At 45.1% G+C, this 19,679-nt stretch carries 19 protein-coding genes and 1 other annotated feature; of the genes, 18 read left to right on the forward strand and 1 reads right to left on the reverse strand.

What is annotated here, in order from left to right; genetic code table 11:
• Window positions 1–2 precede the first annotated feature (2 nt).
• From radA to IGJ42_RS00160, 11 genes are all read left to right on the forward strand, one after another.
• Window positions 3–1,373, forward strand: a complete 1,371-nt coding sequence (gene radA / locus IGJ42_RS00110; RefSeq protein WP_005226394.1) for a DNA repair protein RadA — start codon at window positions 3–5, stop codon at window positions 1,371–1,373.
• 163 nt (window positions 1,374–1,536) lie between these two features.
• Window positions 1,537–2,676: a PIN/TRAM domain-containing protein gene (locus tag IGJ42_RS00115; protein WP_005232908.1), complete on the forward strand. Its 1,140-nt coding sequence runs from the start codon at window positions 1,537–1,539 to the stop codon at window positions 2,674–2,676.
• A 169-nt stretch (window positions 2,677–2,845) separates the two neighbouring features.
• Window positions 2,846–4,303 carry a glutamate--tRNA ligase gene (gltX, locus tag IGJ42_RS00120; RefSeq protein ID WP_086372485.1) on the forward strand — a complete coding sequence of 486 codons (1,458 nt, stop codon included), beginning with the start codon at window positions 2,846–2,848 and terminating at the stop codon, window positions 4,301–4,303.
• Window positions 4,300–4,498, forward strand: a binding site (T-box leader). (Overlaps the previous gene by 4 nt.)
• Window positions 4,499–4,563: 65 nt before the next feature.
• Window positions 4,564–5,100: a serine O-acetyltransferase EpsC gene (gene epsC, locus IGJ42_RS00125; protein WP_061054472.1), complete on the forward strand. Its 537-nt coding sequence runs from the start codon at window positions 4,564–4,566 to the stop codon at window positions 5,098–5,100.
• On the forward strand, window positions 5,093–6,505 hold the full coding sequence (gene cysS / locus IGJ42_RS00130; protein WP_016619443.1) for a cysteine--tRNA ligase: 1,413 nt from the start codon (window positions 5,093–5,095) through the stop codon (window positions 6,503–6,505). Before epsC ends, cysS begins: the two co-directional genes overlap by 8 nt.
• Complete coding sequence (locus tag IGJ42_RS00135; protein ID WP_005232904.1) at window positions 6,502–6,924, forward strand: Mini-ribonuclease 3; 423 nt, start codon at window positions 6,502–6,504, stop codon at window positions 6,922–6,924. Before cysS ends, IGJ42_RS00135 begins: the two co-directional genes overlap by 4 nt.
• Window positions 6,890–7,729, forward strand: a complete 840-nt coding sequence (gene rlmB / locus IGJ42_RS00140; protein ID WP_430615839.1) for a 23S rRNA (guanosine(2251)-2'-O)-methyltransferase RlmB — start codon at window positions 6,890–6,892, stop codon at window positions 7,727–7,729. The genes IGJ42_RS00135 and rlmB overlap by 35 nt, the downstream gene beginning before the upstream one ends.
• Window positions 7,726–8,244 carry an NYN domain-containing protein gene (locus tag IGJ42_RS00145; protein WP_005232902.1) on the forward strand — a complete coding sequence of 173 codons (519 nt, stop codon included), beginning with the start codon at window positions 7,726–7,728 and terminating at the stop codon, window positions 8,242–8,244. The genes rlmB and IGJ42_RS00145 overlap by 4 nt, the downstream gene beginning before the upstream one ends.
• Window positions 8,245–8,339: 95 nt before the next feature.
• Window positions 8,340–8,903, forward strand: a complete 564-nt coding sequence (locus tag IGJ42_RS00150) for a sigma-70 family RNA polymerase sigma factor (protein ID WP_005232901.1) — start codon at window positions 8,340–8,342, stop codon at window positions 8,901–8,903.
• Window positions 8,904–8,990: 87 nt separating this feature from the next.
• Window positions 8,991–9,236: a Veg family protein gene (locus IGJ42_RS00155; protein ID WP_005226417.1), complete on the forward strand. Its 246-nt coding sequence runs from the start codon at window positions 8,991–8,993 to the stop codon at window positions 9,234–9,236.
• Between the two features lie 61 nt (window positions 9,237–9,297).
• Complete coding sequence (locus tag IGJ42_RS00160) at window positions 9,298–9,750, forward strand: GNAT family N-acetyltransferase (RefSeq protein WP_086298923.1); 453 nt, start codon at window positions 9,298–9,300, stop codon at window positions 9,748–9,750.
• Window positions 9,751–9,846: 96 nt separating this feature from the next.
• Here the strand turns inward: IGJ42_RS00160 and mscL are convergent, their stop codons facing one another.
• Window positions 9,847–10,293: a large conductance mechanosensitive channel protein MscL gene (mscL, locus tag IGJ42_RS00165; protein WP_005232898.1), complete on the reverse strand. Its 447-nt coding sequence runs from the start codon at window positions 10,291–10,293 to the stop codon at window positions 9,847–9,849.
• 161 nt (window positions 10,294–10,454) lie between these two features.
• Between mscL and yfmF the strand changes: the two genes are divergently transcribed.
• From yfmF to rny, 7 genes are all read left to right on the forward strand, one after another.
• The gene (gene yfmF / locus IGJ42_RS00170) at window positions 10,455–11,723 is read left to right on the forward strand and encodes an EF-P 5-aminopentanol modification-associated protein YfmF (RefSeq protein ID WP_005232897.1); all 1,269 of its coding nucleotides are present in this window, start codon (window positions 10,455–10,457) and stop codon (window positions 11,721–11,723) included.
• Window positions 11,716–13,014 (forward strand): EF-P 5-aminopentanol modification-associated protein YfmH, encoded by a 1,299-nt coding sequence (gene yfmH / locus IGJ42_RS00175; protein ID WP_005232896.1) that lies wholly within the window; start codon window positions 11,716–11,718, stop codon window positions 13,012–13,014. The genes yfmF and yfmH overlap by 8 nt, the downstream gene beginning before the upstream one ends.
• A gap of 464 nt (window positions 13,015–13,478) precedes the next feature.
• Window positions 13,479–14,381, forward strand: a complete 903-nt coding sequence (locus IGJ42_RS00180; protein ID WP_005232895.1) for a helix-turn-helix domain-containing protein — start codon at window positions 13,479–13,481, stop codon at window positions 14,379–14,381.
• A gap of 132 nt (window positions 14,382–14,513) precedes the next feature.
• Entirely contained in the window at window positions 14,514–15,095 is a 582-nt protein-coding gene (pgsA, locus tag IGJ42_RS00185; protein WP_042890631.1) for a CDP-diacylglycerol--glycerol-3-phosphate 3-phosphatidyltransferase, read from the forward strand.
• A 127-nt stretch (window positions 15,096–15,222) separates the two neighbouring features.
• Complete coding sequence (locus tag IGJ42_RS00190) at window positions 15,223–16,461, forward strand: competence/damage-inducible protein A (RefSeq protein WP_005232893.1); 1,239 nt, start codon at window positions 15,223–15,225, stop codon at window positions 16,459–16,461.
• A 102-nt stretch (window positions 16,462–16,563) separates the two neighbouring features.
• A complete protein-coding gene (recA, locus tag IGJ42_RS00195; RefSeq protein WP_008376737.1) occupies window positions 16,564–17,607 on the forward strand; it encodes a recombinase RecA in 1,044 nt (347 codons plus the stop codon).
• Window positions 17,608–17,849: 242 nt separating this feature from the next.
• Window positions 17,850–19,424, forward strand: a complete 1,575-nt coding sequence (gene rny / locus IGJ42_RS00200; protein WP_005232891.1) for a ribonuclease Y — start codon at window positions 17,850–17,852, stop codon at window positions 19,422–19,424.
• Window positions 19,425–19,679 lie beyond the last annotated feature (255 nt).

A 19,679-nucleotide genomic window follows, 5' to 3' on the forward strand; every position in this document is an offset into this window, starting at 1 on the left:
CAATGGCAAAAAAAGCAAAAAGTCAATTTGTCTGTCAAAATTGCGGGTATAGTTCCCCTAAATATTTAGGAAAATGCCCCAATTGCGGCAGCTGGAATTCAATGGTAGAAGAAGTGATCCAAGAAACCGCTGATCGTCGTGTACGTACGACATTGACGGGGCAAAAGATGCAGCCGACGAAAATTGCCGATGTCGTACCGAAAAAAGAACCGCGGGTCCAAACGAAACTCGCTGAGTTGAATCGCGTCTTAGGCGGCGGCGTGGTCCCAGGTTCCTTAATTTTGATCGGTGGGGATCCCGGGATCGGAAAATCGACGCTGCTCTTGCAAGTTTCCCAGCAATTAGCAGCGATCGGCGGAACGGTCTTGTATGTGTCAGGAGAAGAAAGTGCCGAGCAGATCAAAATGCGGGCGCAGCGCTTAGGCGCCATCGACACGGAATTTTATCTCTATGGGGAAACGGACATGTCAGAGATCAGTAAAGCGATCGAAAACATCCGCCCAGATTATGTGATCATCGATTCGATCCAAACCATGACCCAACCGGATATCACCAGTGTGGCAGGCAGTGTCAGCCAAGTGCGAGAAACGACCGCAGAATTGCTGAAAATCGCTAAAACCAATGGCATCGCCATCTTTATCGTTGGCCACGTGACGAAGGAAGGCTCGATCGCAGGACCGCGGATGCTGGAGCACATGGTGGATACCGTCTTGTATTTCGAAGGCGAAAAGCACCACAGCTTTCGGATTTTGCGGGCCGTCAAAAACCGCTTTGGGTCCACCAATGAGATCGGGATTTTTGAAATGGAAGAAGGCGGGTTGAAAGAAGTCGCCAATCCGTCACAAGTCTTTTTGGAAGAACGCTTAGAAGGCGCAACCGGATCGGCGATCGTAGTGGCAATGGAAGGCAGTCGGCCAATCTTGGTGGAGATCCAAGCATTGGTCACGCCAACGATGTTCGGCAATGCCAAACGCACGACGACGGGGCTAGACTTCAACCGGGTCTCGCTGATCATGGCGGTTTTAGAAAAACGGGCAGGTTTGCTGCTGCAAAATCAAGATGCCTACTTAAAAGCAGCCGGCGGGGTCAAATTAAATGAACCCGCGATCGATCTAGCGATCGCTGTTAGTATCGCCTCCAGCTATAAAGAAAAAGGCACCAGCCCGACGGAGTGTTTTATCGGTGAAATTGGCTTGACGGGTGAGATTCGCCGAGTCAATGCGATCGAACAACGGGTCAAAGAGGTGCAGAAACTGGGCTTTACAAAAGTTTATTTGCCTAAAAACAATCTGACTGGTTGGCAGCCGCCAAAAGGCATCGAAGTCGAAGGCGTGTCTACCTTAGCCGAAACCTTACGGAAAGTCTTCCGTTAAAGTGGAGTCACTGCAAGAGCAAGGGGCAATCTCCCTTCCTCTTGCCCTGACGCTGCTGGTTCATTCATTGAACCAACCGACAGCCGCTGACTGGTGGAAGGAGTCAGTTTGGCAGCACGGATTTTTGAACAAAAGAAACCTACTGGAGTATGGAGGAACATGTATGCAGAAACGAGTCATTACCGCACTAATGGTACTTGCCGGTGCAAGTCTAGGGATCTCACTGATGCCCATCGCATGGCAAGCCATTGGGCAAACCCAAAATGAATGGCTGAATAATAACATCACTAATAGTTTGCTTGGAGCCCTTATTTTCTTTTTATTATCTTTACTATTAGCGAAATATATTGCAGCCGGTATTCGCAAAATTGAAGAAAAACTAAGTGAATTGAGCTTAACCTATCTCTTGTTTGGCGCAATTGGTTCGATCATCGGTCTGATGATCGGTGTGATCGTGTCGATTCCTTTTTACAATTGGGATATTCCTTTTATCAACGGGATCGCCCCAATCTTAGTGATGGTCCTGTTAGGGTATCTCGGTTTTCAGATCGGGACGACACGGATCGATGAATGGAAAAAAGTCTTTGCCCCGAAAAACAAAAAGGCAGAGCCTCAAGAGCAAGATGAACAGCAGATGCTAGAAAGAAAAATCGCGGACCATTTCCACAAATACAAAATTTTGGATACCAGCGTGATCATTGATGGCCGGATCTATGATATTGCCAAAACCGGCTTTTTGGAAGGCGTCCTGCTGATCCCGAATTTCGTTTTGTATGAATTGCAATACATCGCAGATTCTGGCGATAGTTTGAAACGGGTCCGGGGCCGTCGCGGCTTGGATATTTTGAATGCTTTGCAAAAAGAAGAAGGCATCGCAGTTGAGATGTACGAAGGCGATTTTGAAGACATTTCCGAAGTCGACAGCAAGCTGATCAAGTTAGCGAAATTGCTGGATGGTGTCGTTGTGACTAATGACTACAATTTAAACAAAGTTTCTGAATTTCAAAATGTGCCGGTCTTGAATATCAATGCGTTGGCCAATGCGGTCAAACCAGTGGTGATTCCAGGAGAAAGCATGCACGTCTTAGTAGTGAAAGCTGGCACGGAGCGGCAGCAAGGGGTCGCTTATCTAGATGACGGGACGATGGTCGTGGTGGAAGATGGCCAGCATTACATGAACGAACACATCGAAGTGATCGTCACCAGCGCCTTGCAAACGGCAGCTGGGCGGATGATTTTTGCCAAACCAGCCCATTCTGGTCGCGGCATCGACAACAAAGAAGGATCAAAATCAGAGAAATAATCCTCGGCAGCTGGCGTAAAATATGCCAGCTGCCTTTACTAATTGGGTTATTGATTGTACAATTCAACTTGAGGGTTCTGTTTTTTACGCGGGTCTTTCCCACTAAACTGAACAATAAGCCCCAAGCAGCTTGGCTGGCTTGGAAATCAGATGAAGGAAGAGGAAAACAATGACAAAAGTACGTGTACGTTACGCGCCAAGTCCAACAGGACATTTACACATCGGGAATGCTCGGACGGCTTTATTCAATTATTTGTTTGCTCGTCACAATGACGGTGAATTTATTATCCGAATCGAAGACACCGATCAAAAAAGAAACATTGAAGATGGTGAAAAAAGCCAGCTTGAAAACTTGCAATGGTTAGGGATGGATTGGGACGAATCACCTGAAAATCCAGGGGAATATGGGCCGTATCGTCAATCAGAACGCGGCGATATCTACCAACCACTGGTCGATCAATTGCTCGCAAGTAATCGTGCGTATAAGTGTTATTGTACGGAAGAAGAGTTGGAAGCCGAACGCGAAGGCCAAAGAACGCGTGGCGAAATGCCTCATTATGCAGGGAAATGTGCCAACTTAACACCGGAAGAGCAAGCCGAAAAAGAAGCACAAGGCTTGAAACCAGTGATTCGTTTCCGTGTCTCTCGCAATACTGAATACAAATTCCATGACATGGTCAAAGGCGAGATCGTTTTTGAATCAGATAATGTCGGTGGCGATTTTGTCATCCAAAAACGTGATGGCATGCCGACCTACAACTTTGCAGTAGCAGTGGATGACCATCATATGAAAATCACCCATGTGTTGCGTGGAGATGACCACATCGCCAACACACCAAAACAGTTGATGATCTATGAAGCATTTGGCTGGCAAGCACCGGAATTCGGGCATATGACGTTGATCATCAATAGCGAAACTGGGAAAAAATTAAGCAAACGGGACGAATCGATTCTGCAATTCATCGAGCAATACCGTGAATTGGGTTATTTGCCAGATGCTATGTTCAACTTTATTGCACTTTTAGGCTGGTCACCAGTTGGGGAGGAAGAAATTTTCTCTCAAGAAGAATTGATCAAAATCTTTGATCCTGAACGGTTGAGCAAATCACCAGCTGCCTTCGATGCCAAGAAATTGGAATGGGTCAATAACCAATACATGAAACAAATGGATTTGGATGAATTGACGGCAATGTGCGTTCCTTACTTGGTAAAAGCTGGCCGCATCGAAGAAACATTGACCGAAGAAAAAGCTGCTTGGTTGAAAAAAATCGTATCCTTGTATCAACCACAAATGAGTTTTGCGGCTCAAATCGTCGATCTTTCGGAATTGTTCTTCGAAGAACATCCTGAATTAGATGATGCAGCCAAAGAAGTCTTGGCAGGGGAAACCGTACCGACGGTTTTAACAGCATTTAAAGAAAAATTGCTGGCGATGCCAGTCGTAGAAGCTGCAGCAGTCAAAGCAGCTATCAAGGAGATCCAAAAAGAAACAGGCATCAAAGGCAAGAATTTATTCATGCCGATCCGAGTGGCAGTCTCAGGCCAAACCCATGGACCAGAACTACCGGATACCGTTGAATTATTAGGGAAAGAAAAAGCCCTTGATCATTTGAATAACGTGTTATAAACACAGCGAATAGACGAAGTACTAGCCGATTTTTTTCAGAGAGGCCACGGAAGGTGAGAGTGGTCAAAAAAGGCTAGGAAATGCACCTAGGAGTGGCTTTGGCGCAAGTCAAAGACGAAGCAGCGGACGTTACCCGCTTGAAGGCAGTGCCGAACTGCGAACAAAAGTGGGACCACGCAAAAAAGCGTCTTTTGAATAAGGAAACTTATTTGAAAGACGCTTTTTTCGTATCAAGAAGTTTGGATAAAGCAGGTGAGAAGATGACTTGGTTCAAAAAAGCAATTGCGGCAACAAAAAAACACGATCCGTCGGTGCGATCAACGTTGGAGATCATCATCACGTATCCGGGATTCCATGCCTTATTTTGGCATCGTTGGGCGCACTTTTTGTTTCAGCATCGCTGGTATTTTTTGGCAAAACTGACGGCCCAGTTTTGGCGTTTCTTGACCGGGATCGAGATTCATCCTGGTGCCCAGATCGGTCAAGGGGTCTTTATCGATCATGGGATGGGGGTCGTGATTGGGGAAACGGCGATCATTGAAGATGATGTCGTCTTGTTTCACGGAGTCACCCTGGGGGGAACCGGCAAAGAGCGGGGCAAGCGTCATCCCACGGTTAAAACCGGTGCGTTTCTCTCAGCCCATGCGCAGATCTTAGGTCCTGTCACGATCGGTGAGCGTGCAAAGATCGGCGCCAATGCAGTGGTTTTGAAGGATATCCCCGCAGAAGCAACTGCTGTCGGCATCCCGGCAAAGATCGTTCGAATCAAAGGAAAGAAGGTTACCCACGATGATTAAAATCTATAATACGCTGACACGAGAAAAAGAAGTGTTTCAGCCATTGGAAGAAAAGAAAGTAAAAATGTATGTTTGCGGACCCACCGTCTATAACTATATCCATATCGGGAATGGCCGCAGTACTGTTTCATTTGATACCGTACGTCGTTATTTCGAATACCGCGGCTATACAGTGGACTATTTGATGAATTTTACCGATGTCGATGATAAAATCATTCGTGCAGCAAAAGAATTAGGTACGACGGCCCCAGAAGTGGCAGAGCGTTTTATCAACGCCTTCAATGAAGATACTGCAGCGCTGAATGTCAAACCTGCTACGATGAATCCTCGTGTGATGGATCATATTGAAGACATCATTGCCTTTATTGCTGCTCTTGTAGAAAAAGGCTATGCCTATCCAGTCAATGGCGATGTTTATTACCGTACCCGTAAATTTGCTCACTATGGGCAATTAAGCGACCAATCCATCGACGAGCTGGAAGTCGGCGCAAGCCAGCGAACCGGTGAAGAACAAAAAATCAAGGAAGATCCGTTGGATTTTGCTTTGTGGAAAGCGGCAAAAGGCGATGAGATCGCTTGGGAATCTCCTTGGGGAGCCGGCCGTCCCGGCTGGCATATCGAATGCTCGGTGATGGCGACCAAACACCTAGGCGAGACCATCGATATTCATGGAGGCGGACAAGACTTGACCTTCCCTCATCATGAAAATGAGATCGCCCAAAGCGAGGCAAAAACCGGCAAGACCTTTGCCAACTATTGGATGCATAATGGCTATGTGACGATCGGTGAAGACGAAGAAAAAATGAGTAAGTCGCTGGGCAACTTCGTCACGGTGCATGAGATGGTCAAAAAAGTTGATCCACAGGTGCTGCGTTTCTTTTTGGCAACGACTCAGTACCGCCGACCAATCAAATACAGCGAGACTACCTTGCATGAAGCACAAACCAATCTGCAAAAATTGCGTACGACCTATGAAAATGCCAAATTCCGCTTGAATAGCAGTCACTATCAAGCCAGCGATGAGGAAGTCAATGCACCGGTTCTGGAAGAATTTGAAGAACGTTTCATCAAAGAAATGGACGATGATTTCAACGCGGCTAATGGGATCACAGTGGTCTATGAATTGGCGAAGTGGCTGAACTTAGCTAGCGAAGACCCAGAAACAGACTTGGCTTTATTAACCGCTGGATTAGCCAAGTTCAGCGAATGGCTGACGATTTTCGGGATTTATTTTGTATCAGAAGAATTGCTAGATGAAGAAATCGAACAGCTGATCAATGAACGAATCGCCGCCCGCAAAGCCAAAGATTTTGCCCGCAGCGACCAAATCCGTGATGAGTTGAAAGAACAAGGGATCATCTTAGAAGATACCCCGCAAGGAACCCGATGGAGACGAGAAATATGAGAGATTATAAACAATTGAATGGTTTGGCATTGGCCTATGTGGGGGATGCGGTCTATGAAGTCTATATTCGCGATTATTTAGTCGCCCAAGGCCAAACCCGACCAAACCAACTGCACCATATGGCGACCCACTATGTATCTGCCAAGGCCCAAGCAGCGTTGATCCAAAAGATGTTGGATGAAGAGATCTTGACCGAAGAAGAACATGATTTTTATCGCCGCGGCCGTAATAGTAAAAGTCATACGGGTGCCAAAAATGCCGATGTCACGACGTATCGCATCGCTACTGGCTTTGAATCGCTGATCGGGTATTTGCACCTCACGCAGCAAAAAGAACGCTTAGACGAGCTGGTAGACTGGTGTATAAAGAAAGTAGGAGAAGAAGATGCGAGAAAAACCGCAAAGAAAGCGTCCAAATAAAAAAACAGCTGGCCAATCAGAAGCTAGAAAAGAAAATAGACCGGATTGCCGCAAAGAAGCCGAGGGAGAAGCCATCGAAGATAATTTTGTCTTTGGCTATCATGCGGTTGCTGAAGCCTTGAAAGAAGGGCGAGGCAACAAGCTGTTTCTTTCTGAAGAGGCAAGGGGAGAAAAGATCGATCGTCTGAAAGAAATGGCACGGGAACAGGCAGTTCCTGTCAAATGGGTGCCAAAACAAAAGCTGGATACGATGAGTGACCAAGGGGTCCATCAAGGCATGATCTTGGCGATCACCCCTTACCAGTATTTGACCTTGGATGAATTGTTGGCCCAAACGAAAGAACAGCCGCTGTATCTGATTTTAGATAATCTAGAAGATCCCCATAATTTCGGCTCCATCATGCGAACCGCTGATGCCAGCGGCGTAGACGGGATCATCATTCCGAAACACCGTGCGGTGGGGATCACGCCGATCGTGGTGAAAACATCGACCGGCGCAGTGGAACATATCCCTGTGGCTCGAGTGACCAACTTGACCCAAGCAGTCCAGCAGCTGAAAAAAGCTGGTTTTTGGATCTTCGGTACTGATATGAGCGGCAGTGATTACCGTACATGGAATGCCCAAGGGGCGGTCGGTTTGATCATCGGTAACGAAGGTCGCGGCATGGGGGAAGGTTTGAAAAAAGAAGTGGATCAAATGCTGACGATCCCAATGACCGGGCACGTGCAGAGCTTGAACGCCAGTGTGGCGGCAGGCTTGTTGATGTATCAGGCCTTTACTAGCCGAAATGGGGCATCCCAATGAAAACCCCTTTGCTGATCGTGGATGGCTACAATATGATTGGCGCTTGGCCGGAGCTGGTTCTTTTGAAAAATCAGGACCGTTTAGAAGATGCGAGAGAAGCTTTGCTGAACCGGCTATCGAATTATGCAAAATATGAAGGCTTGAGAATCATCGTTGTTTTTGATGCCCAACTGGTGCCTGGTGTGACACAAAGTTACACCAAATATCAGCTGGAAGTTATTTTTACCGAAGAAGGAGAGACCGCCGACAGCTACATTGAACGAATCGCTGGTGAGTTAAACAATCGATTGACGCAAGTCACCGTCGCTACCAGCGATTTAGCCGAACAGTGGGTGATCTTCTCTCAAGGTGCCTTACGAACTTCGGCACGGGAATTGTACAAAAGCGTGGAAAAAACGGAAAAAGACATCCACGAGCATCAAACCGATTTGCGGTTTGAAAATTTCCGGCGCAATTCCCCTTGGTCACCGGAACAATTAGCTGAACTTGAAAAGAAATTGCGCGACCTTAGTTAGGGACAAAGTTGGTCTGGTAAATTAGAAGATGTCCCAGCCATTTATGATACGCTCCTTTTGTAGCAAATGAAGCAAAAACAAAAGGAGTGATATCGATGCGCAGGGAAGAAGGACAAGTATCACACCCTTCTGATAGATTTGAAGAGTTGTTCAGAAAATATCGACCGATCGTTGAGATTTTGCATAAAAAATATTATCTGCGGGATTATGACTTAGATGATTGGCTGCAAGAAGGCCGGATCGTTTTTAATAAGTGTCTAAAGACTTACGATCAGGACAAAGGAACGACGCTGGGTATCTTGTTTAAGCGATCCTTTGAAAACCGTATCTGCAGCTTGTTGCGGGCGCAGCATGCCCAAAAACGCAAAGCCCAAGTCGATGCCTGCTCGCTGGAAGAAAAGCTTTCACAAGAAGGCAATCGGTTTTTGACCGATCATAATCGCTGTGCGGAAACTGCAGAGACCTATTTGTTTGTTAATGAATCGTTGGTAGAGTATCCGAAAAGTTTATCGTCTTTAGAAAGAATGGTTATAATGAATTATTTAAAAGGATTAGAACTTGATCAGATTGCGGCTCAAGAAAAGCTGTCTTACGAAAAAATAAAAAGCGCTTTCAGCCGTGGTAGGACAAAATTGATAGCGCTTATCAAAGACGTTTAACAAAAATCTTATTGAAAGTAGAATTATTTTATGGTAAACTTGAAATTTTCTGCATTTCGTGGTATAATGATGCTCGAGGTGAATGCGATGCCAACAACTTTAGCTACAATCAAGAAAGATTTAGAAGGCCGTATCGGTAGTGAGATTATGCTAGTTGCTCAGACTGGACGTAAGCGTCAAACTGAACGTCGCGGCGTTTTGACAGAAACTTATCCTTCAGTTTTTGTTGTAGATTTGGATCCAAACGAGAATTCATTCGAGCGGGTTTCTTATAGTTATTCAGATATTTTAACCAGAACTGTTGAGATTGAATTTTTATCGGAAGCTGTTTGAAACAAAAAGAGTTGACACTTTGTTGACTCTTTTTTGGTTCAACAAGATAAGGAGTGATGGGATGGCGTTTTTTCTAAAAGAGTTAGGGGAAATGACTGGGGTGGAGTTTTATCAACTTGCCCGTTTGCGCACAGCAGTTTTTGTGGTGGAACAAGCGTGTGCGTATCAGGAGATCGATGTGATCGATGCACAGGCCAAACATTTATGGGCCCTTGATGAGGACGGGCAGGTCGTTTCATACGCCCGTATTTTCCAGCAGGAACAAACGGTGCATTTTGGTCGGGTCATTGTGGCACCGGCATACCGGGGGCAAAAAGAAGGCCATCGTCTGATCAAAGAAGTTTTGCATCGCATTGAGCAGTGTTATCCGGCTTTGCCTATTGAGATCGAAGCACAAGCCCACTTAGAAAAATTCTACGGCCAGTATGGCTTTAAAACCATTACACCGCCTTTTTATGAAGACGGGATCCTGCATGTCGGGATGAAAAAAGAAGCAAGCACAGCGACTCTCTAGAGAGGTTCGCCGTGCTTGCTTCTTTTAGCGCTATGATTGATGGATCGGATGAATCCGAATTGCTTCTTTTGTCCTTAATGACAAAGAGCCGGTTTCTTATCTGATCGTATCGTCCAATGATGTTGGACGTGGATCAACGGTGTTGGCAGTAGGCGTTTGCGCTTTTAAAAGATCACGAATCTCTTCTAAATAATCCTCTGCAGTGATTTCTGGTACTTCGTCTTCCTCAGGTTGTTGTTTCAGATTGCGTAATTTGTTCACTGCTTTGACAATCAAGAACAAGACAAATGCGGTAATCAAGAACGTAATAATGGCAGTGATGACGCGGCCAAAATCAAAGACTACATTTTTGGCGGGTTCAAAGACCAAGCCAGAAAAGGCATCGGCGTTACCGAAGAGTGATAAGATCCATGAAACCAATGGTGTCAGCAATCCTTCAACTAAACTAGTGACGATTGCGGTGAAGGCACTCCCGATCACGACCCCGATCGCCAAGTCAATGACGTTTCCTCGTAAAATAAATTCTTTAAATTCTTTAATCATCCTGTATCCTCCCTTCTAAATCTTACTGACAGTATAGCGAAAAATGCAAGATTTATAAAAAAAAACGCTCGCTGCAGCAGGTTTGATCAATGAGCCAAGGAGAAAGTTTGTCAGCTATGCTATAATTGAAGAGATAATTTTGCTTCTAGAAGGGGTGTCACATGTCTATTGAATTAAAAAAAGGTGTTCGGTTAACGGTGCTGCCGACCAAAAAGTATAAAACGATCCGTTTTTTCGTTCGGTTCACTGCACCATTGCAGGCCGAAATGACCGCCAAACGGACTTTATTGACTAGTTTATTAGAAACGACTAGTTTGGCTTATCCGACGCAGACCGCATTTAGCAGTCAACTGGCGGAGCTTTACGGTGCCAGCTTTGGAATGAATGTCAACAAACGGGGCAATCTGCATCAAATCAATGCAGCGATGTCCTTTGTCAACGGGAAGTATGTGTCAGATGAAGCAGTCTTGCCGCAAGCAGCCGCTTTTTTAGCAGAAGTTTTGTTCCATCCGAATGCCCACGAGGAGCAATTTGAGGAAAAGAACTTTACCATCGAAAAGCACAACTTGATCGCCTATATGAACAGCGTGGCAGAAGATAAGCAAGCATTGGCTTCTTTAGGGCTGCAAGAGTTGTATTTCGAAAACGATCAGAATCAGAAGTATCCGAGCTTTGGCCGTCCCCAAGACTTAGAAGCTGTGACCGCAAAAGAGCTTTACCAAACCTATCGCTCAATGATGGACAATGACCAAATCGATCTTTTTGTGATCGGCGATGTGGTTGAAGCAGAAGTCGCGGAGATTTTCCAGAACATGGCCTTTACCGATCGGCCAGACCAAGCAATACCGGTCTTTTATCAGCAAGCGGCGGAAAATATCATTCGCGAGAAAATCTTGCGGGAACCAATCATTCAAGCCAAATTGAACTTAGGCTATCATACTGGCGTGTATTATGACCAAGCCGAGCGGATCGCCTTTATGGTCTTCAACGGGTTGTTTGGCGGATTCCCTCATTCAAAACTGTTTATGAATGTCCGAGAGAAAGAAAGTTTGGCTTATTATGCTTCCAGCAGTATCGATACGTTTCGCGGGTACTTGTCGGTCCAAACAGGAATCGACGGCAAAAACCGCGACAAGGTCTTCAAATTGATCGAACAACAGCTGCAAAGCTTGCAGCGTGGCGAAGTCACAGCGGAAGAACTGGCACAAACAAAAGCGATGTTGAAAAACCAGTACTTGCTTTCGTTGGATAACCCACAAGCACTGATCGAAACAGCCTATCTGAATCAGTGGGTACCGAATACGAAAATGACGGAAGATGAATTTATGCAGAAATTGGCTCAAGTGACCGTAGCAGATGTCCAAGCATTGGCCAAAAACGTGTCCTTGCAAGCTGTATTCTTCCTGGATAAGGAGACGACCCATGAATAAAAAAGTCTATCAGCAAATCAATGAGACCCTTTATGAAGAAGTATTGCCAAACGGCTTGAAAGTTTATTTGCTGCCAAAAGCCGATTTCCATAAAACTTACGGACTTTTCAGTACGAACTATGGCTCTGTCGACAATCATTTCGGGTTTTCACCCGAAGCATTGCATCAAGTTCCAGATGGCATTGCCCATTTTCTAGAGCACAAACTGTTTGAAAAAGAAGACGGCGATGTCTTTCAAACCTTTGGTCAGCAGGGGGCTTCTGCCAATGCCTTTACCAGTTTCACGAAAACCAGCTACCTTTTTTCGGCAACCGATCAAATCAAGCTGAACCTTGAAACGTTGATCGATTTCGTTCAAGCCCCGTATTTCACAGAAGAAACCGTCGAAAAAGAAAAAGGGATCATTGGCCAAGAAATCCAAATGTATGATGACGATCCGAACTGGCAGCAGTTTTTCGGCATCATCAAAAATTTGTATCCGAAGCACCCCCTGCATATCGATATCGCTGGTACGGTGGAAAGCATTGCGCAGATCACCGCAGAAGACTTGTATCTTTGCTACAATACCTTCTATCACCCAAGCAACATGACACTTTTTGTGGTAGGCAACATCGATCCGGAAGAAACGATGGCGTGGATTCGGACCAATCAAGCGGCCAAGACCTTTCCAGAAACGCAAGCGATCATTCGCCAGTTTCCTGAAGAAACCTTTGCCGATATTCAAGCAGAATCAAGCCTTACCATGCCAGTGACACGTGCTAAAGGCGTGTTAGGGATCAAAGGGGACTTGAACAAACTGCCGGAATCAGGAAGAGAGCTCTTACGCTTCAAAAATGCGTTGAACCTTTTCTGCCAATTGGTTTTAGGCAATACTTCCGCCAATTATTTGCGTCTGTATGATCAAGGCATCATCGATGACACGTTTGGATTTGAAGTGAACTTGGATCGCGGCTTTTACTTTGCCGATTTCTCGGGGGATTCTGAAGAGCCAAAAGAAATGTTGGCAGAGATCGAAGCGATCTTAATGAATTTCCAGCACGACCCAGAGATTAATGAAGAAAACTTGACGTTATTGAAGAAGAAAATGCTAGGGAAATATTTCCAATCACTGAACTCATTGGAGTTTATTGCAAACCAGTTTACCCAAAGCTTATTCGGTGAAACGACGCTCTTTGATCTACCGGAGGTGATCCAATCGATCACTTTGGAAGATGTTCAGCAAGCGGCTCGTTCCTTTATCGATCCTAAAGCGTTTAGCCGTTTTTACATGTATCCAACGGAAAAAGCCTAAGCGAAGGCTGGTTTTGTCAAACAGCTGTCATTTAAGCGACACTGAATGATTCAAGGAGGAAGGCCCAACAGCTCAAGGGCTGCCCAACTCCTAGATCATTCAGTGTTTTCTTTTTGCGTCAAAGGGTGGTTTTTTCTTGCATTTTGATGCCAATTTGGCGAAAAGTATTAAAATTTGTTTGCGAGTTGTGGTTAGGCTATCCTCAGACTTTTTCTTTTATGGTATTCTTTAATTATTGAAGCAAAATCTTTTTTTGTTTTTTTGCAAAAAATCACGGAAAAAATGTTATATTTAGTAGACGGCGCGCCCAGATGGAAATCGGCGTGACGGAGTTTTTTTTATTGACTGATACAGGGAACCCCTGTTTTAAAATGATAGAGCAGCTTTGCTGACCTTACGACAAGCAGCGCAGCGATTTTAGGGCTTTTTTTAAAGATGAATAAAAGACTGGAGTAGATGATCGAGTGGCCAACGAAACAACGATTGGAGCAAAATTACGGCAAGCCCGTTTAGATAAGAACATTTCATTGATTGAATTACAACAAATGACAAAGATCCAAAAACGCTATTTAGAAGCAATTGAAGCGGAGCGTTTTGATCAATTGCCAGGCACTTTTTATGTCCGCGCGTTTATTCGCCAATATGCAGCAGCGGTTGGAGAAGACGGCGACAAATTGGTGGCCGTTTTTGATGGCAAAGATACGTTAGACGCCCCCTTACCAAAAAGACCGCAGCCTGAAACCGTCAGCGGCTCACGAAAAGCACAGCACGTAGAAGAAAAAAGCGGCTCATTTGTCGTCCGCTATTTGCCGATGATTCTATTAGGCCTGGTTGCCATTACGATCGTGAGTATCGTGGGCTACATGGCTTGGCAAGACCGTAATACAACACCGATGATCCAAGGGAGTTCTTCTCTCGTGGTAGAAAATTCGGCGTCTACAGCTTCCACCACGACAAGTACGGAAGAAACCAGTACTTCGAGTGAAGCGACGGAGTCCTCAAGTACGACGGAATCCAGCGAAGCGAAAATGACGATGACGGCTAGCGATTCCACGCAATCCTCGATCACGATCACGATGAAAGATGCGGAAAACCCTATTGAATTGGCATTTACTGGGCTAGATGCTTCTTGTTGGGTCGGTGTACAAGTTGACAATGCTTATGTGTACCAATACACTCTACAAGCAGGGGAAACGCAATCAATGACGCTGCCAGAAGGCGCCACGAATGCGACTTTGACCCTGGGAGCAAGCCAAAATATCTCCATCAAGGCCAATGGACAGGAAGTGGACTTTTCTGATCCGCAATTTGAATTGTTACAAAAGACGGTCCGTCTCGTGATTGAATACCAAGACGATGCGGCATAAATCTGACAAATGCGCCTTATTGAGGTATCATTAGCTAAAAAGTTATCTGTTGCACCCGACTGGTGAAAAGCAGAAGTAGTGGCATGATTTGCCGTTATTTCGTACAATAGTCGGCAGAGAGGAGTCTATTTCGTGAATTTACCCAATCAATTAACTGTATTACGAATCATTATGATCCCCATCTTTATTTTGGTCTTGGTTTTGCCGATCGATCTTGGCACGATGACCGTTGGTACGACACAATTAGAAAACACGCACCTTATTGCAGCGATCCTTTTTGCGGCAGCCAGCATTACGGACTGGCTAGATGGCAAGATCGCTCGTTCCAGAGGCCTTGTTACCAACTTCGGGAAGTTTGCTGACCCGTTAGCAGATAAAATGCTCGTCATGACGGCTTTTATCATGCTGGTCGAATTAAACAAAGCCCCAGGCTGGGTAGTTTCGATCATCGTTTGCCGTGAGTTGGCAGTGACAGGTTTACGCTTGTTGTTAGTGGAACAAAGCGGCGAAGTCATGGCTGCTGCGTGGCCGGGGAAAATCAAAACCGCGACACAAATGGTTGCGATCATTTTCTTGTTCTTGAACAACATTCCCTTTTCAATGATCGGTTTACCTGTCGATCAAATCATGTTGTATCTATGCTTGATCTTCACGATCTATTCCGGGGTCGATTATTTCATAAAAAATACGAATGTTTTTAAAGATTCTATGTAAAATTTCTAGATCTAGATAAAGAAGCGATAAAAACAAGGATACAAGTCACGAAAGTTCAGAAGTTTTCTGGACTTTTTTTGTCAATATGAAAGACTTTTACGTATCTGATAAATGAAGGAGTAAAAGAATGAAAGCAGAAATTATTGCAGTCGGGACCGAATTACTTTTAGGACAGGTGGTGAATACGAACGCGACCTTCTTGTCAGAAGAACTGGCAAGTCTAGGGATCGATGTTTTTTATCATAGTGTTGTCGGGGACAACCCCAATCGCTTAGAGGAATTGCTGACGATCGCCGACAAACGCAGCGACTTGATCGTGCTGTGCGGCGGCTTAGGGCCCACCGACGATGACTTGACGAAACAAGTCACTGCGCGCCATGTGGGACAGGAATTAGTGCGAGATGAACCAGGTTATCACCAATTGAAAGCCTTCTTTGAAAATAGTCAACGGAGGATGACGGAAAACAATTTGCGGCAGACCTTAGTCTTCAAAGACGGTGTGTCTTTGCCAAATCCCAATGGACTAGCGATCGGGATTTTTTATCAGACAGCCGCTACCAGTTATTTGCTGCTGCCAGGACCGCCAAGTGAACTGCAGGCGATGTTTCTTACCCACGCAAAACCACTTCTGTTAGAGCAGTTTCCCCAAGAAGAAGTCTTGCTTTCTCGCGTTTTGCGCTATTACGGGATCGGAGAATCGGCGTTGGTCACAGAATTGGCCGATTTGATCGAGAACCAAGTCAATCCCACCATCGCCCCTTATGCCAAACCCAATGAGGTCACATTGCGTCTGACGGTCAAAACCGCAGATGAGGCGCAAGGAATCAAACAATTGGATGCATTAGAAGAAACCGTCCAAGCACGGGTCGGTGCGTATTTCTATGGATATGGGGAACAAAATTCGCTGGCAGAAACAGTCGTCGATCTACTAATCGAGAAAAAGAAAACCGTCACCGCAGCGGAAAGTTTGACCGCTGGTTTGTTTCAAGCGACCCTAGGAGGGATTCCTGGCGTCTCTGAGGTGTTTCCCGGTGGGTTCGTGACATATTCTGCTGGAACAAAAAGCAAGCTCTTAGGCATCGATTCAGCGCTTTTAGAAAGCTATGGGACTGTTAGTCAGGAGTGTGCGGAAGCAATGGCCGTCTATGCCCGCAAACAAGCAGAGACCGATTATGCGGTGGCCTTCACCGGTGTTGCTGGTCCAGACGAATTAGAAGGCCAGCCCAAAGGCACTGTTTGGATCGCCTTAGCTTCTGACAAAGGCGTCTCAAGCCAGCTGTATCACTTCAACCGCGACCGCGCCTATATTCGGCATAGTGCTGTCATGGCAGGCTTAAATCAAATACGTAAGGAATTATTAAATTAATGCGAATGTTTGTTCGTTTTTTCTTGCAATTTCCCTTCAGAAGGACTATTATTATCTTATGAACGACACACGAAAGTGATGAATATAAGGAGGATTATCCGTTTGGCAGATGATCGTAAAGCAGCCTTAGATGCTGCACTAAAGAAGATTGAAAAGAACTATGGTAAAGGTGCCATCATGAAGCTTGGCGAAAAAGTTGATCAACAAATTTCAACGATCCCAAGTGGTTCATTGGCCTTGGATGTTGCATTAGGTGTAGGTGGTTACCCACGAGGACGGATCGTAGAAGTTTACGGCCCAGAAAGTTCTGGTAAAACGACAGTTGCTTTACATGCCATTGCGGAAGTCCAAAAAAATGGCGGAACAGCAGCATTTATCGATGCCGAACATGCGTTAGATCCTCAGTATGCGCAAAAATTAGGTGTAAATATCGATGATCTTTTGTTATCACAACCAGATACAGGGGAACAAGGATTAGAGATCGCTGACGCCTTAGTTTCAAGTGGTGCGGTTGATATCGTAGTTATTGACTCGGTAGCAGCTTTAGTCCCACGGGCGGAGATCGATGGTGAAATGGGTGATACCCACGTTGGTTTGCAAGCTCGTTTGATGTCACAAGCATTACGGAAACTTTCTGGTTCCATCAACAAAACGAAAACGATCGCGATCTTTATCAACCAAATTCGCGAAAAAGTTGGGATCATGTTTGGGAATCCAGAAACGACACCTGGTGGACGTGCGTTGAAATTCTATTCAACCATCCGTTTGGAAGTACGTCGTGCTGAGCAATTGAAATCCGGTACAGATATCATCGGGAACCGCACGAAGATCAAAGTAGTCAAAAACAAAGTAGCGCCACCATTTAAAGTAGCGGAAGTCGACATGATGTATGGTCTAGGTATTTCACAAGAAGGTGAATTATTGGATATGGCCGTGGAACAAGACATCGTTGATAAAAGCGGTGCGTGGTATGCCTATAAAGGGGATCGCATCGGTCAAGGTCGTGAAAACGCCAAAAACTATATGCGTGAACACCAAGAAATGATGCTAGAAGTTTCTGCTCGCGTCCGCGATGCTTACGGGATTGGAACAGGAGAGACCGTAACCCTCGAGGAAGCGCAAGAAGAATTACCATTAGACGAATAAGTCTTGAAAAGCCAAACAACGAGGTTGTTTGGCTTTTTTGTGGCTTTTTGCTAGATTCATCTATTGTTGAAAAAACATCCGTAAAAAGGAAGGGTTGCGAAAGTTTACTTTATTATTTAAAGTTGACACTCTTGTGTTCAAACATTAGAATAAACGTATGTGGATTTCCACATAAGAAGTAGCGAATTGATAATTTTGTTATCCTTTGTTAATCAAAATTACAAAATATTTAAAAAGATAGTATGGAGGTGGATTCATTGGAACTACTTTACATTCTCCTCGCTATCATCGGTTTAATTGTCGGTCTTGGATTAGGAGTTTATGTGACGAAATCTCGTCATGAGAAAGAAATCAACGGCGCCCAAAATTCTGCAGCTGGAATTATCGAAAGCGCTAAGAAAGAAGCAGAAACTCTTAAAAAAGAAGCATTGTTAGAAGCTAAGGAAGAAAATCAGAAGTATCGGTCAGAGATTGAAAGTGAGTTGAAAGAAAGCAAACTTGATTTAAAATCACAAGAAAATCGTTTACTCCAAAGAGAACAAGTACTTGATCGTAAGGACGATTCTTTGGAAAAACGAGAACGCTCACTTGAAGATAAAGAAGGCAGACTTAGTGAGAAACAACAATTAATTGACGAGCGAGAAAAAGAAGTAGAAAACTTAATCGATGGACAACAGAAAGAATTAGAGCGCATCGCCGCGCTGTCTAGAGATGAAGCAAAAGAGTTGATCATGAAATCAACGGAAGAGGAATTGAACCATGAATTAACGATCATGGTCAAAGAATCTGAACAGCGTGCGAAGGAAGAAGCAGATCGAAAAGCAAAAAATCTCTTGTCCCTAGCAATCCAACGTTGTGCCGCAGACCAAGTGTCTGAAACCACGGTATCGGTCGTATCATTACCAAATGATGAGATGAAAGGTCGAATCATCGGAAGAGAAGGTCGGAACATTCGGACCCTTGAAACATTGACAGGGATCGATTTGATCATCGATGACACGCCAGAAGCAGTCGTCTTATCAGGATTTGATCCGATTCGCCGTGAAATTGCTCGTATGACCCTTGAAAAACTGATTCAAGACGGCCGGATCCATCCAGCTCGAATTGAAGAAATGGTCGAAAAATCTCGGAAAGAAATGGATGAGCATATTCGTGAATATGGGGAACAAGCAGCCTTTGAAGTCGGTGCTCACACCCTTCATCCAGACTTGATCAAGATTTTAGGTCGTTTGCGTTTCCGTACCAGCTACGGACAAAACGTCTTGAACCACTCGATCGAAGTCGCAAAACTAACCGGTGTTCTTGCCGCAGAATTAGGCGAAGATATTCAGTTAGCTAAACGTGCCGGACTCTTGCATGATATCGGGAAAGCCCTTGACCATGAAATCGAAGGCTCTCACGTTGAGATCGGGGCTGAGTTAGCTGCCAAATACAAAGAAAATGGTGTGGTGATCAATGCGATCGCTTCTCACCATGGAGATGTTGAAGCAACATCGGTTATCTCTGTTTTAGTTGCAGCCGCAGATGCCTTGTCAGCAGCCCGTCCAGGTGCCCGCAGCGAATCATTGGAAAATTATATTCGCCGCTTGCAAAACCTAGAAAATATCGCCAACGGCTTCAAAGGTGTCGATTCCAGTTTTGCCGTCCAAGCCGGACGTGAAGTCCGTGTAATGGTCAAACCAGAAGAGATTTCTGATTTGGATGCTGTACGATTGGTTCGCGACATCCGCAAGAAGATCGAAGACGATTTGGATTACCCAGGTCATATCAAAGTAACCGTTATTCGCGAGACCCGCGCAACGGATTACGCCAAATAGCAAGCAAAAGCAGTATCCTCTCAGAGGGTACTGCTTTTTTTGTGTGGCTGACTGTTAATAAGGACGACTGAGTTGTTCAAAATCAACTGTGCTTTTCATCAGTCCCATAAATGATTGAGCCTTTTTTGTTCGTCGGCAGCCAAACGCCGGGAAAGCAAAAGGATGAATCGTTAGCGACAGAGGCGAAAAGAGGAAGGATCGATCCAGCATCATCTCGAGAGGGGGGGATTGAAAGATAAAACAGACCCAGACTTC

It is taken from the genome of Enterococcus sp. DIV1067f (assembly GCF_050543505.1).
Classification (GTDB): domain Bacteria; phylum Bacillota; class Bacilli; order Lactobacillales; family Enterococcaceae; genus Enterococcus_D; species Enterococcus_D entomosocium.

Excerpts from the sequence above, each read along its gene's own strand:
- radA (WP_005226394.1), top strand. The coding sequence starts at position 3 with ATGGCAAAAAAAGCAAAAAGTCAATTTGTCTGTCAAAATTGCGGGTAT.
- IGJ42_RS00115 (WP_005232908.1), top strand. The coding sequence starts at position 1,537 with ATGCAGAAACGAGTCATTACCGCACTAATGGTACTTGCCGGTGCAAGT.
- gltX (WP_086372485.1), top strand. The coding sequence starts at position 2,846 with ATGACAAAAGTACGTGTACGTTACGCGCCAAGTCCAACAGGACATTTA.
- epsC (WP_061054472.1), top strand. The coding sequence starts at position 4,564 with ATGACTTGGTTCAAAAAAGCAATTGCGGCAACAAAAAAACACGATCCG.
- cysS (WP_016619443.1), top strand. The coding sequence starts at position 5,093 with ATGATTAAAATCTATAATACGCTGACACGAGAAAAAGAAGTGTTTCAG.
- IGJ42_RS00135 (WP_005232904.1), top strand. The coding sequence starts at position 6,502 with ATGAGAGATTATAAACAATTGAATGGTTTGGCATTGGCCTATGTGGGG.
- rlmB (WP_430615839.1), top strand. The coding sequence starts at position 6,890 with ATGCGAGAAAAACCGCAAAGAAAGCGTCCAAATAAAAAAACAGCTGGC.
- IGJ42_RS00145 (WP_005232902.1), top strand. The coding sequence starts at position 7,726 with ATGAAAACCCCTTTGCTGATCGTGGATGGCTACAATATGATTGGCGCT.
- IGJ42_RS00150 (WP_005232901.1), top strand. The coding sequence starts at position 8,340 with ATGCGCAGGGAAGAAGGACAAGTATCACACCCTTCTGATAGATTTGAA.
- IGJ42_RS00155 (WP_005226417.1), top strand. The coding sequence starts at position 8,991 with ATGCCAACAACTTTAGCTACAATCAAGAAAGATTTAGAAGGCCGTATC.
- IGJ42_RS00160 (WP_086298923.1), top strand. The coding sequence starts at position 9,298 with ATGGCGTTTTTTCTAAAAGAGTTAGGGGAAATGACTGGGGTGGAGTTT.
- mscL (WP_005232898.1), bottom strand. The coding sequence starts at position 10,293 with ATGATTAAAGAATTTAAAGAATTTATTTTACGAGGAAACGTCATTGAC.
- yfmF (WP_005232897.1), top strand. The coding sequence starts at position 10,455 with ATGTCTATTGAATTAAAAAAAGGTGTTCGGTTAACGGTGCTGCCGACC.
- yfmH (WP_005232896.1), top strand. The coding sequence starts at position 11,716 with ATGAATAAAAAAGTCTATCAGCAAATCAATGAGACCCTTTATGAAGAA.
- IGJ42_RS00190 (WP_005232893.1), top strand. The coding sequence starts at position 15,223 with ATGAAAGCAGAAATTATTGCAGTCGGGACCGAATTACTTTTAGGACAG.
- rny (WP_005232891.1), top strand. The coding sequence starts at position 17,850 with ATGGAGGTGGATTCATTGGAACTACTTTACATTCTCCTCGCTATCATC.